At 68.9% G+C, this 12,540-nt stretch carries 12 protein-coding genes and 1 pseudogene; 6 read left to right on the top strand and 7 right to left on the bottom strand.

The features are described 5' to 3' along the window. The coding region (locus IXW21_RS15525) for an ATP-binding cassette domain-containing protein (protein ID WP_194765152.1) at positions 1-417 on the top strand (417 nt) is incomplete at its 5' end. Between the two features lie 156 nt (positions 418-573). Here the strand turns inward: IXW21_RS15525 and IXW21_RS15530 are convergent. Both IXW21_RS15530 and IXW21_RS15535 read right to left on the bottom strand, forming a co-directional pair. Continuing rightward, a pseudogene (locus tag IXW21_RS15530) lies at positions 574-948 on the bottom strand (phosphoenolpyruvate carboxykinase domain-containing protein); the annotation flags it as partial. After that, positions 903-2,735 (bottom strand): phosphoenolpyruvate carboxykinase (GTP), encoded by a 1,833-nt coding sequence (locus IXW21_RS15535; RefSeq protein WP_194765153.1) that lies wholly within the window; start codon positions 2,733-2,735, stop codon positions 903-905. The pseudogene IXW21_RS15530 and the gene IXW21_RS15535, both read right to left, overlap by 46 nt. Positions 2,736-2,844: 109 nt before the next feature. Here IXW21_RS15535 and IXW21_RS15540 point away from each other — a divergent pair, with 109 nt between their 5' ends. Continuing rightward, positions 2,845-4,287 carry an XRE family transcriptional regulator gene (locus IXW21_RS15540; RefSeq protein ID WP_194765154.1) on the top strand — a complete coding sequence of 481 codons (1,443 nt, stop codon included), beginning with the start codon at positions 2,845-2,847 and terminating at the stop codon, positions 4,285-4,287. Between the two features lie 12 nt (positions 4,288-4,299). Here IXW21_RS15540 and IXW21_RS15545 read toward each other — a convergent pair whose 3' ends face one another. Both IXW21_RS15545 and IXW21_RS15550 read right to left on the bottom strand, forming a co-directional pair. After that, positions 4,300-5,361 carry a winged helix DNA-binding domain-containing protein gene (locus IXW21_RS15545; RefSeq protein ID WP_194765155.1) on the bottom strand — a complete coding sequence of 354 codons (1,062 nt, stop codon included), beginning with the start codon at positions 5,359-5,361 and terminating at the stop codon, positions 4,300-4,302. 130 nt (positions 5,362-5,491) lie between these two features. Beyond that, entirely contained in the window at positions 5,492-6,940 is a 1,449-nt protein-coding gene (locus tag IXW21_RS15550; RefSeq protein WP_194765156.1) for a glyceraldehyde-3-phosphate dehydrogenase, read from the bottom strand. Between the two features lie 203 nt (positions 6,941-7,143). Here IXW21_RS15550 and IXW21_RS15555 point away from each other — a divergent pair, with 203 nt between their 5' ends. Next, entirely contained in the window at positions 7,144-7,515 is a 372-nt protein-coding gene (locus IXW21_RS15555) for a DMT family transporter (protein ID WP_194765157.1), read from the top strand. Next, complete coding sequence (locus IXW21_RS15560) at positions 7,512-7,835, top strand: DMT family transporter (RefSeq protein ID WP_194765158.1); 324 nt, start codon at positions 7,512-7,514, stop codon at positions 7,833-7,835. Before IXW21_RS15555 ends, IXW21_RS15560 begins: the two co-directional genes overlap by 4 nt. A gap of 24 nt (positions 7,836-7,859) precedes the next feature. On the opposite strand, the gene murQ is transcribed toward IXW21_RS15560, so the two are convergent. After that, complete coding sequence (murQ, locus tag IXW21_RS15565) at positions 7,860-8,801, bottom strand: N-acetylmuramic acid 6-phosphate etherase (RefSeq protein ID WP_194765159.1); 942 nt, start codon at positions 8,799-8,801, stop codon at positions 7,860-7,862. Beyond that, the gene (locus IXW21_RS15570; RefSeq protein WP_194765160.1) at positions 8,791-9,702 is read right to left on the bottom strand and encodes an N-acetylglucosamine kinase; all 912 of its coding nucleotides are present in this window, start codon (positions 9,700-9,702) and stop codon (positions 8,791-8,793) included. The genes murQ and IXW21_RS15570 overlap by 11 nt, the downstream gene beginning before the upstream one ends. 67 nt (positions 9,703-9,769) lie before the next feature. On the opposite strand from IXW21_RS15570, the gene IXW21_RS15575 reads away from it, so the two are divergent. Next, the gene (locus IXW21_RS15575; RefSeq protein WP_194765161.1) at positions 9,770-10,639 is read left to right on the top strand and encodes a MurR/RpiR family transcriptional regulator; all 870 of its coding nucleotides are present in this window, start codon (positions 9,770-9,772) and stop codon (positions 10,637-10,639) included. 3 nt (positions 10,640-10,642) lie between these two features. Here IXW21_RS15575 and IXW21_RS15580 read toward each other — a convergent pair whose 3' ends face one another. Next, positions 10,643-11,749, bottom strand: coding sequence for a DUF998 domain-containing protein (locus IXW21_RS15580; protein ID WP_194765162.1), 1,107 nt, complete (start codon positions 11,747-11,749; stop codon positions 10,643-10,645). A gap of 120 nt (positions 11,750-11,869) precedes the next feature. Between IXW21_RS15580 and IXW21_RS15585 the strand changes: the two genes are divergently transcribed. Beyond that, positions 11,870-12,520, top strand: a complete 651-nt coding sequence (locus IXW21_RS15585; RefSeq protein WP_194765163.1) for an HAD-IA family hydrolase — start codon at positions 11,870-11,872, stop codon at positions 12,518-12,520. Positions 12,521-12,540 lie beyond the last annotated feature (20 nt).

Genomic DNA, 12,540 nt, shown 5'->3' on the forward strand with positions numbered 1-12,540 from the left:
AGAGCGTCGGCGGCGTCAGATGTGTGTAAGAGACAGGTGAACCTGGGTGAGGTCCTCGAGCGCAATCCACTCGGACTCCAGGCGCCGGTCGGCGAAGACGGCGTCATGCTGTCTGGCGGCGAGCGTCAGCGCCTCGCGATCGCCCGCGCTCTTCTCACCGATGCGCCGATCCTGCTGCTGGACGAGTCCACGTCGTCACTCGACGGCGTGAACGAGCAGCGCATGCGCGAAGCCATCGATGCGGTCTCGACCGACCGCACGCTCGTGGTGATCGCCCACCGCCTGTCGACCGTCGTCGACAGCGACATCATCGTCGTACTGCAGGACGGCACCGTCGTGGGTCAGGGCACGCACGCCGAACTCGTGGAGTCGACGCCGCTCTACCGCGATCTGGCACGACACCAGCTGCTCGCCTGATCGATCCTGCGGGTCGACAACGAAGTACGCGAAGGCGGGATGCCGGAGACCACTCAGCCATGGGTTCGTCTCTGACTTCCCGCCTTCGCGGGTCTGGGAAAGGGATGAGGCGCCGGCTCCCCCGAACCGGCGCCGGTCTGTGACCGGGCCCGGTGGTCAGGCCTTGTCGAGCCGGTAGCGCAGCGAGGCGAGCTCCGCACGCAGTGCGGCCGGAACCTTGTCGCCGAAGGTGTCGTAGAACTCCTCGGTGAGGTCGGCCTCGGTCTTCCAGGCCTCCGCATCGACCGAGAACAGCTCGTCGAGATCGGCCTGCGGCACGTCGATGCCGTCGAGGTTGAGGTCCGAGACGATGGGCAGTCGTCCGATCGGGCTGTCGACCGTGGAGACCTCGCCGGAGATGCGGCGGATGATCCAGTCGACGACACGCGAGTTGTCGCCGAAACCGGGCCACAGGAACCGTCCGTCGGAACCGCGACGGAACCAGTTCACCTGGAAGATGCGCGGTGCCCGGTCGAAACGCAGACCGCGGCCGANTAGAACTCCTCGGTGAGGTCGGCCTCGGTCTTCCAGGCCTCCGCATCGACCGAGAACAGCTCGTCGAGATCGGCCTGCGGCACGTCGATGCCGTCGAGGTTGAGGTCCGAGACGATGGGCAGTCGTCCGATCGGGCTGTCGACCGTGGAGACCTCGCCGGAGATGCGGCGGATGATCCAGTCGACGACACGCGAGTTGTCGCCGAAACCGGGCCACAGGAACCGTCCGTCGGAACCGCGACGGAACCAGTTCACCTGGAAGATGCGCGGTGCCCGGTCGAAACGCAGACCGCGGCCGACGCTCAGCCAGTGACCGAAGTAGTCGGCCATGTTGTACCCGCAGAACGGGAGCATCGCGAACGGGTCGCGGCGCAGCTCGCCGACCGTGCCCTCGGCTGCAGCCGTGCGCTCGGACGAGATGTTCGATCCCAGGAACACGCCGTGCGTCCAGTCGGTCGCCTCGACGACGAGCGGCACGTTGGTCGCGCGGCGTCCGCCGAAGAGGATGACGTCGAGCGGCACCGCGGCCTCCCAGTCCTCCGAGATCTGCGGGCACTGCGCGGCCGAGACCGTGAAGCGGGAGTTGGGGTGGGCAGCAGGCCGACCCGAGTCGGGCGTCCAGGCGTTGCCCTCCCAGTCGGTCAGGTGGGCGGGCGCCTGATCGGTCAGTCCCTCCCACCAGACGTCGCCGTCGGGACGGAGCGCCACGTTCGTGAAGATCGTGTTGCCCCACAGGGTCTCGACCGCGGTGACGTTCGTCGATTCGCCGGTGCCCGGTGCGACGCCGAAGAAGCCCGCCTCGGGGTTGATCGCCCAGAGGCGACCGTCTTCTCCGGGGCGGATCCACGCGATGTCGTCGCCGAGCGTCTCGACGCGCCATCCGGGAATGGTCGGTCGCAGCATGGCCAGGTTCGTCTTGCCGCACGCCGAGGGGAACGCAGCAGCGACGTGGTACGCCTTGCCCGCAGGGTCGATGACACGGATGAGCAGCATGTGCTCGGCGAGCCATCCCTCGTCGCGCGCGATCACCGAGGCGATGCGCAGCGCGAAGCACTTCTTGGCGAGGATCGCGTTGCCGCCGTAGCCGGAGCCGAACGAGTAGACCTCGAGGGTCTCGGGGAAGTGCACGATGTACTTCTCGTCGTTGCACGGCCACTCGACATCCGGTTCGCCGGCGGCGAGAGGTGCGCCGACCGAGTGGACCGTCTTGACCCAGGGCGCCCCGTCGGCGATCTGACGCGTGACGGCGTCGCCGACGCGGGTCATGATGCCGATGGATGCGACCGCGTACGCGCTGTCCGTGACCTGCACGCCGATGTGCGACAGGGGGCCGCCGACAGGTCCCAGCGAGAACGGGACGACGAACATCGTGCGACCGCGCATGGACCCCTCGAAGATCTCGGTCATCTTCTCGCGCATCTGCGCGGGCGGAGCCCAGTTGTTCGTGGGTCCGGCGTCCTCTTCGTTCTCCGACGAGATGAACGTGCGCCCCTCGGTGCGGGCGACGTCGCTGGGGTGCGAGCGGGCGAGGTAGGAGCCGGGACGCCACTCGGGATTCAGCTTGATCAGCTTGCCCTCCTCGACGAGTCCGCGCAGGAGCCAGTCGTTCTCGGCACGCGAGCCGTCGACCCAGTGAACCGACGCAGGCTTCGTGAGTGCGGCGATCTCGTCCACCCACGCCACCAGCTCGTCCATCGCAGGGGTGTCATACGTCGGAGCAGTTCCGAACGTGCGTACCGGTGCGACGGAGGAGGTGCGAGGGGTGAAGACTTCGGCGATCGCCATGACTGCTCCTTTGAAGTAGGGGGCGTTTGATCCATCTTCTCCCGATCCTTGCCGGACTTTCGGGCGATATCTTGCATAAGAATCGACAATCTTTCGATATCATCAAGGAATGGTCACCAGCGGCATCCACCTCACCACCCTCGGTCATCGCATCCGGCATCACCGCCTGGAGAAGGGCTTCACGCTCGACGAGCTGGGTGCGGCGGTCGGCGTCGCCGGGTCGCAGTTGAGCCTGATCGAGAACGGCAAGCGGGAACCGAAGCTCTCACTTCTGCAGGCGATCGCACAGGCGACCGGCACCGAGGTGACCGACCTCATCTCGGGTGAGCCGCCGAACCGGCGCGCCGCCCTCGAGATCGAACTCGAACGCGCGCAGGAGAGCCCGGTCTTCCGTCAGCTGGGCATCGCGCCGGTGCGGGTCACCAAGGGCGTGAGCGATGAGACCATCGAGTCGGTGCTCGGCCTGCACCGCGAGCTCCAGCGGCGCGAGCGCGAGGCCATCGCCACCCCTGAAGAGGCCCGTCGTGCGAACACCGAGCTGCGACTGCGCATGCGCGCACAGCACAACTACCTCGCCGACATCGAGAAGCTCGCCGAGAAGCAGCTCCGGTCCGCCGGGCACGTGCAGGGCGCCCTGACCCACCGCACCGTGAGCATCATGGCCGAGAAGCTCGGCTTCGAGCTGATCTACGTCAACGACCTGCCCCACTCGACCCGGTCGGTCACCGACCTGGAGAACGGCCGCATCTACCTGCCGCCGGCCTCGATCCCCGGCGGGCACGGCCTGCGGTCGATGGCGCTGCAGGCGATGGCGCACCGCCTGCTCGGTCACACCCCTCCCACCGACTACGCCGACTTCCTGCAGCAGCGGCTCGAGATCAACTACTACGCCGCGTGCTGCCTGATGCCCGAGACCGCCTCCGTCGCCTTCCTCGCGCAGGCGAAGAAAGACCGGAACCTCGCAGTCGAGGACTTCCGCGACGCGTTCGGAGTGACGCACGAGGCGGCCGGGATGCGCATGACCAACCTGCTCACACAGCATGTGGGCATGTCTCTGCACTTCCTCCGCGTCGATGCCACGGGCGCGATCACCCGCGTGTACGAGAACGACGATCTCCCCCTGCCGATGGACGTCACGGGGGCCGTCGAGGGTCAGCGCGTCTGCCGGAAGTTCCAGGCTCGAGGCGCCTTCACTCAGCAGAACCGCACGACCGAGCACCACCAGTACACCGACACCCCTTCGGGCACGTTCTGGTGCTCGACCCAGACGGGCGCTTCGACGGACGGCGAGTTCTCGATCACGGTGGGGGTCCCGTTCGACGACGCCCGCTGGTGGCGTGGACGCGAGACCGTCGACCGGGCCGTCTCGACGTGCCCCGACGAGGCGTGCTGCCGTCGCCCCTCGGCCGATCTCGCCGAGCGCTGGAACGGTCGGGCGTGGCCGAGCGCGCGCGTGCACACGCACATGTTCTCCCCGCTCCCCCGCGGCGCCTTCCCCGGCGTCGACGACAACGAGGTCTACAACTTCCTCGGGCGTCACGCGAGCGAGTGACGCGGGTCGGTGTCAGCCGTCGAGGAAGCGCGTGAAGCGAGCGAGGGCCGCGCGCACCGCTTCGTCGTCGGCCGGCCCGTCGCGTCCATCGTGATCGAAGAGCTCGGGTGGAGACCCCAGCGAGGCGCTCGCGTGCGTCCAGCATCCGATCACGCGACCGCCCGCGATGATGGTCGCCCGCACCATGCCGTTCTTGCCCGGACCTACTGCGGCGAGGTTCTCGGGAGCACAGACCGCCGTGCGGTCGGCATAGGAGATGTAGTACTCGTCGAAGGCGCCGAGCGCGAGCACGTCTCGCGCATCCGACGCACGTCGGGGCCGCACCGCGGCGACGTAGACGCCCTGCTCGATCTCGACGACCCTCTCGGCTGCACGGTCTCGTGCCTCACGTGACTGCGCGAGCGTCAGGCCCGACCACCAGGCGAAGTCGGTCACCCCGGCCGGGCCATGCCCGTCGATGTAACGGACGAAGAGCTCGGCGAGCGGGTCGTCCGGTGCCGCATGCTCGCGGATGTGCTGCTCGACGAGCACGAAACGCTGCTCGCGGCTGACACCGTCGCGCACGACCACCGGCCCCTGGCAGATCAGTCCGTCGAGCGTCAGCTCGCTCAGCAGATGGATGCCGCGCTGCCCGCCCGGCTCGATGCCGATGCCCGCGAAGACCTCGAACATCTCGGCGCGCGTGAGGCCGCCGTCGCGCAGCCTCGGCACGGCTGCCGCCACGACGGCTTCGACCATCGCCCCATCGATGCCGAGGTCGCGACGTCGGCCTGCCGCCTGTTGCCGCTGCCGTGCGGACGTCACCGACAGCACCCAGCGGAGGTCGCGTGCAGGGATGATGTGCAGAGTGCCGCGCATGGTCCACGCCCGCACGAGATCGCCCCGGCCGAAGGCGCGATCGACCGCGCGCAGCGTCGGTTCCCCTCGGGTGCGCGATGCCAGAGCCCACCGACCGGCCGTGAAGTCCTGGCTCTGCACGGCGAGCATGTGGCCAGCGGCATCCGTGACAGAACGCGCCGGAGCGCTGAGCCGATGCGAACGGAGCCGCTCGGTGCGCAGTATCCCGGTCTTCATGCCCTCATCATGCCCGGAACCCGCGACATGCGCCGGAGAACGCAGACCGCCTGGCCATCCGTCGGCGAGTCGAGACGAGACACGCCGAGCCCGATCGCCTTCGCCTCCGTTCTCCGGCTCGCGACGATCCTCAGCCGTGCAGCGTCACCTCGCGCCGCTCCGGCAGGACGACCGGGTGCGAACCGGCCATGACCTCGAGCACGCGGATCACCTGGCACGAGTAGCCGTATTCGTTGTCGTACCAGACGTAGAGCACGACGTCTCGGTCGTTCGCGATGGTCGCGAGTCCGTCGACGATGCCGGCGCGGTGCGATCCGACGAAGTCCGTCGAGACGACCTCGGGACTCTCGACGTAGTCGATCTGCTGGCGCAGCTTCGAGTGCAGAGAGACGCGGCGCAGGTAGTCGTTCAGCTCGTCCCTGACCGCGGGGCGCTCGAGGCTGAGGTGCAGCACCGCCAGGGAGACGTCGGGAGTGGGCACGCGGATCGCGGAACCGGTGAGCTTGCCCTCGAGCTCGGGAAGCGCGCGGGCGACGGCCTTCGCGGCACCGGTCTCGGTGATCACCATGTTCAGCACGGCCGAGCGCCCTCGTCGGTCGCCGCTGTGGAAGTTGTCGATCAGGTTCTGGTCGTTGGTGAACGAGTGCACCGTCTCGACGTGGCCTCGGACGATGCCGTACGCCTCGTCGATCGCCTTGAGCACGGGGGTGATCGCGTTCGTGGTGCACGAGGCCGCGGTGATGATGCGGTCGTCGGGCGCGATGCTGCTGTCGTTGATGCCGTGCACGATGTTCTTCAGCGCGCCCTTGCCCGGAGCCGTGAGCAGCACGCGCGCGACACCGGTGGACTCGAGGTGACGGCTGAGCCCCGCCTCGTCCCGCCAGCGACCGGTGTTGTCGACGACGATCGCATCGTCGATGCCGTGGGCGGTGTAGTCGATGGTCGAAGGGTCGTCGGAGTAGATGACCTGGATGCGCGTGCCGTTCGCGATGATCTGCTCGGCGTCCTCGTCGACCGTGACCGACCCCGCGAAGCGCCCGTGCACCGAGTCGCGCAGCAGCAGCGAGGCGCGCGTGACGAGATCGTTCTCAGACCCACGGCGCACGACGATCGCTCGCAGACGCAGGCCGCTGCCCCCGCCGTTGTGCGCGATCAGGATGCGTGCGAGCAGGCGGCCGATGCGCCCGAAGCCGTACAACACGACGTCGGTGGGCTCAGCCGCCACTGCATCGATCGCGGGGGCGAGCACCTCTGCGAGGTAGGCGTCGAGCGGGCGATCGCTGTCTGCATGTCCCTCGGCGAGGCGTGCCAGGTCGAGCGACGAGGCGCCGGGGGCGAGCTCGGCGACCGCTTCGAGCACCGCGAGGGTGTCGTCGAGTGCGAGCTGTTCGTGCCCGAGCTGGGTGACCCGATCGTGCACTTCGACGATGCCGGTGGCCGACAGGCCGAGCAGCCGGTGGCCGTGCAACGAGGTGACGACGTCGTGCTCGCGCTTGAGCGTGCCGATCAGCGGGATCATCCGCTCGGCCAGCTCCTCTTTCGCGGTCCAGTCGTCGTGGGGTGCGGCGATAACGTTCATCTGCGTCCTTGCATGTGTGAGCGCGCCGAGGTCGCCGGCGCGCGAGATTGCCGGGTGAGCTTCGGGGGATGCCATCCAGGGTACGCGTCGCGCGGCGGTGTTCCGAAATCGCCGGGTCTCGCGGCCGTTCACCTCTGCGACAGGGAATCGTGCGAGTGTCCGAGGCGTTCTCCCCCACGCAGACCCGCGTCGAAAGGCCTCCGATGACAGACCGCCCCCACCCGTCGGCATGGCCACCGCTGCTGATCGCGATCGCGCTCGAGGTGACCGCCACGCTCTCGCTGCGGGCCGCAGAGGGTTTCACGCATCCGCTGTGGCTGATTCCCGTGGTGATCGGATACACCTCTTCGCTCTGGCTGCTGTCGGTCGTCCTCGAACGCGGCATGGCGGTGGGAGTCGCCTACGGCATCTGGTCGGCGTTCGGTGTCGTGCTCACCGCGGTGATGGGAACCGTGTTGTTCGGCGAGCTGCTGGGGCCGGTGCAGATCATCGGCATCGGTGCGATCGTGCTGGGAGTGCTGCTCGTCGAGCTCGGATCCCACACCCGCGAGACGACGGCAGAGGCCGTATCGTGACCTGGCTCCTCCTCGCCCTCGCGATCGCGAGCGAGGTCACCGCGACGCTCAGCCTGCGGGCCTCCGAGGGCTTGCGCCGCAGACGCTGGATCCCCGTGATCGTGGTCGGATACCTCGCGGCGTTCACCCTGCTCGGCACGATCCTCGCGATGGGGATGCCGGTGGGCGTCGCCTACGGCGTGTGGGCCGCCGCCGGAGTCGCGATCACGGCGGTCCTGGGCCGAGTGATCTTCAAGAACCACTTCTCGGTTCTCATGGCGATCGGCGTCGTGCTCATCGGCGCCGGCGTCGCGATGATCGAGCTCGGCGGAACGCACTGAGCTCCGCTGATCGACGCGCCGATCTCAGCTGCGGGTCAGCGCGTCGATCGCGACCCGGAGGATGCCGTCGGCTTCGCGCAGCGCCTCCCTCGCCGCATCCGCGGACGCCCCCGTGGACAGCATGAGAGTCGTGAGCTTGACCGACCCGTCGGCCTCGGCGAGCGCCCTCGCCGCCGTCGGCACGTCCGCCCCGGTGAGCTCGGTGACCGTGCGGATCGATCGGGCGTGGAGCTTCTCGTTCGTCGCGAGCAGATCGACCATGACGCCCTGATAGGTCTTGCCGAGCTTGATCATCGACAGCGTCGTCAGCATGTTCACGACCAGCTTCTGCGCCGTGCCCGACTTCAGCCGCGTCGAGCCGGAGATGAACTCCGGGCCGGTCACCACCTCGATCGCGATGTCGGCGATCGCTCCGATCTCCGACGCCGCGTTCGAGGCGATCGCGATCGTCAGCGCACCCTTCTCACGAGCGGCGTGCAACCCGCCGACGACGTACGGCGTGCGTCCCGATGCCGAGATGCCCACGACCGTGTCGAGGGCTGAGAGATCGAGCTCGCGCAGAGCGATCCCTGCTGCGTCCTCGTCGTCCTCGGCGTTCTCGACCGCCGAGCGGATGGCCGCCTCACCCCCCGCGATGAGCCCCACGACCATCGACGGATCGGTGCCGAAGGTCGGTGGGCACTCGCTCGCGTCCAGCACCCCCACTCGCCCGGCGGTGCCGGCTCCGATGTAGATCAGGCGTCCCCCGCTGCGGAACCTCTCGGTGATGCCGTCGACGGCGGCGGCGATCTCCGCGCCGCGCGCGGCGACCGCCTCGGGCACACGCCGATCCTCCTCGTTCATGCGGCGCACGAGGTCGGTCGTGTCGAGCAGGTCGAGGTCGCCGCGGTCGGTGGTCGAGGCCTCGGTGCCGAGGCTCGAGAGCACATCGAGGAGGGCGTTCAGGCGCGGATCTTCAGTCGGCACGGTGCACGAACCTTTCGTGAGGGAGATCGGAGCGCTCGGCGAGGAGCCGGGCGCCGTCGAGGGCGTCACCCCGCGGCGCGAGGGGATCGCGGCCTGCCGCGACCAGCGCTCGCTCGAGCTCGGAACGGAACCACGGGTGATCGGTCAAGCCGCCGTGCAGGGCGACTCCGACCGAGAGCGCGGTCGCGGATTCAGCCGAGCCGGTGAGCAGCCGTGCGGCTTCGCGCACGATTCGAGACGCGACAGCGTCACCGGCCTCGGCGGCGTCGAGGACGACGGGTGCGAGCGAGGCGAGTCGGCGTGCGAGCGGACCCTCGTGCGACATCCACGACTGGATGTCGGAGGCCTCGCCCACCGCGGGCCTCAGAAGGCGCTCCAGAGACGTGCGCTCACCCTGCCCCGCGGCTGCGCGCAGCACGGCGCGGAGGGCCTCTCGGCCCAGCCACGATCCGCTGCCGAAGTCGCCGAGCTCGGGTCCCCATCCGTCGATCAGGCGCGCACTCTCGGCCTCGATGCCGAGGGCGGCTGCCCCCGTTCCCGCGATGAGCAGCACACCGGGTCCCCCTCCGAGCGCCCCGACATGCGCCGAGACCACGTCCGAGGCGACGACGGAGCGGACTTCTGCTGCGGTGGCGAGCCGACGTGCGAATTCGGCAGCCGCGGCGGGTGCCGCCCAGGCACCTGCGGCGCCCACCGACACGGCGGTCAGCGCCATCGAGGAGGTGCGGACGCGGTCGAGCGCGGGCAGGACAGCGGCGAGCGCTGCCGCGACGCCGTCTCGGGCCGCGAGTCCCGGAGCCCCGGCGCCATCGAACACGAGACGGCGTTCGGAATCGAACAGGACCGCACGACACCGCGACTTGCCGAGGTCGACAGCGAGCACGGCGGAATCGGTGGGCATGAAAATAGTCTACGCACGGGGGTGCCTCCGTGAAAGAATTGTTCAAACACGACCAGGCAGGAGACCGATGAGCGTCCAGACGACGATCGCCGCGGCGAGCGACACCCTGCCGCCATCACTCGCCCGCATCGCCCGAGTGATCGCGCAGACGCCTTCGATCGTGGTCGACAGCACCATCACCGAGCTGGCCTCGACATGCGAGACTTCGGTCGCATCCGTGATCCGCTTCTGTCGCGCGATCGGGATCGACGGCTACGCCACTCTGCGCAGGGCGGTGGCGGCCGAGCTCGGTCGCGAATCGGCCCAGTTCCGCGCCTCGTCGGGGTTCGGCTCGGAGATCTCCGCCGCGGATTCGCTGCGCCAGGCGACCGCGAAGATCGCCGCCCTCGAACTGCTCGCGATCGAAGAGACCATCGCCGCCCTCGACTACGACGCGTTGGCGCGAGCGGTCGAGGCCGTCGACATCGCCGACCGGATCGTCCTCTTCGGAGTCGGCGCGAGCGGGTTGGTGGCTGCCGACCTCGGCCAGAAGCTGCTGCGCATCGGGCGGCTCGCCGTGGTCGCATCGGACTCGCATGAGGCGACGGCGGTCGCCGCGCTGGGATCGCGAAGGTCCGTAGCGATCGGACTCTCCCACTCCGGCACCACTCGCGAGACCGTGACGTTCCTGCAGTCGGCGCGCTCGGCAGGGAGCGTCACGATCGCCATCTCCGGGAATGCGGCCTCCCCCTTCGTCGCCGACGCCGATCATGCGCTGCTGACGCATGCACGCGAGCCTCGACTGCGCGCGGGGGCGATGGTCAGTCGCATCGCCCAGCTCGCGGTCGTCGACTGCCTGTTCGTCGGTATCGGGCAGCGACGCCACGACGCCACGGTCGATGCGCTGCAGCGCACCTCGCAGGCGACGCAGCCGCTGCACACCGCCGACGCAGACTGACGATCACGGTCGGACGGGCTCGAGTCCGTCCACCGAGACGACGGAACCCGCGGTGCGCAGGAACACGATGATCCAGCTGAAGATCAGCACCGCCGCGATGAGTTCGACGGCCGTCAGGTTGTAGTACCCCGTCGCGAAGAACACCGCCAGCAGGACGATCACCAGCACGAAGGCCCATCCGAACGCGACGAAGACCTTCGGGATCGTGGGCAGGAACCAGGGAAGGCCCACCACGACGACAGCGAACACGACGACCATGCCGGTGGCGACGGAGTTGTGCACGAGGAAGAACTCGTCGACCGGGAAGACGCCGACGCACGCGAGGAAGATCCCCATGAGGATGAGACCGCCACGGACGACGGTGCGGCCGCGCCGGTCCTGCGGGGCGGCCGCGGGCAGCCCGGCCGTGGCGTAGCGTGCGATGGTCGTCACCATGATGCCGGCGATGATGAGGGTGAGATTGAAGGCGAGCGACGCACTGTTGCTGCTCATTCCCAGAGCCGAGAGGTTGTCCCTCCACCAGTCCACGTCGCTGGACGCGAGCATCGCCGCGAACGCACCGACGACCAGGAAGACCGCCAGCACGAGTGACAGCACCACGGGCGTCAGCGCCACGGAGCTGAGGAACGAGACGTACGCGGTGAGAGCGAAGGCGACGGCCACCAGCACGGCCCCGGGGAAGGCGAAGACGGGTGCGCCGGTGAAGCTGCGTTCGAGGAGCTCGGCGATTCCGATCCACCCGAGATAGGCGATCGCGGCGTGCGCGAACGCGATAGCTGCCAGGTCGTACCAGCGCAGCCGGTCACCCGGAACGCTGAAGCCGTCGCGCACCGCAGTCGGATCGATCTCGCCGGGCCGAACCGCGAAGCGCCCGGCTGCGAACGCAAGGATCGCGGTCACGGCCCCGCCGATCGCGGCGAAGACGCCGATCGACCCGGGACCGCTGATGGCGAGTTCGCGTCCCCAGAATACGGGAAAGGCCACCGCGAACCCCACGAGCAGGAAGACGGTGCCGACGATGAGGGCCGTCGCCTCGAAGACGGCATCGGCCGTGTCGGGGCCACGCAGCTGCCGCAGAACGCCCATGGCCTTCGCGCTGATGGCTTTCATGGCTCCCCCTTCCGAGTATTCTCCTTGAAGTATGTCGGGTCGCGCCCGCGCCGTGGGGATCTTCACGCGTACGGAGCACGCACTCGATGGATCCTCGGATCCCGGCGCTACGCTGAAACGATGACCGAGACGATCTCCGCCCGCGCCGCTCTTCTCGACATGGACGGCACCCTGGTCGATTCGACCGCTGTGGTGGAGCGGCTCTGGCTCGCCTGGGCGGAGCCCCACGCGATCGATCCGGCTACCGTGCTCCGGGTGGTGCACGGGCGTCAGGGGCACCAGAGCATGGCGATCATGCTCCCCGACCGCGACCACGCCATCAACCTCAGCGAGAACCGCGACATGCTCGCGCGGGAAGCGAGCGACGTCGACGGCGTGATCGAGATCGCCGGAGCTGCGGTCTTCCTCTCGAGCCTTCGCGAGCACGCGCACGCGATCGTCACCTCGGCAGACCTGCGGCTCATGACGGCCAGGATGCAGGCGGCCGGACTCTCGGTGCCGCCCCTCGCGGTGACGGCAGAGAACGTCAGCGCGTCGAAACCTGACCCCGAGGGCTTCCTGCTCGGTGCGAAGCTGGTCGGAGTCGAGCCTGAGGACTGCGTCGTCTTCGAGGACTCGGCGGCCGGCATCCAGGCCGCGCACGCCGCGGGGATGCGGGTCGTCGGAGTCGGCTCGCACGCCCGCGCGCACGACCCGGAGTATCACGTCGACGACCTGACGCAGGTGCGGGTGGTGGCGACGGACCGCGGGTTCGATCTCGTCATCGGCTGAGAGGTCAGGCGCACCTGCCG

Origin of the sequence: Microbacterium sp. UFMG61 (assembly GCF_015354505.1) — a bacterium.
Taxonomy (GTDB): Bacteria; Actinomycetota; Actinomycetes; order Actinomycetales; family Microbacteriaceae; genus Microbacterium.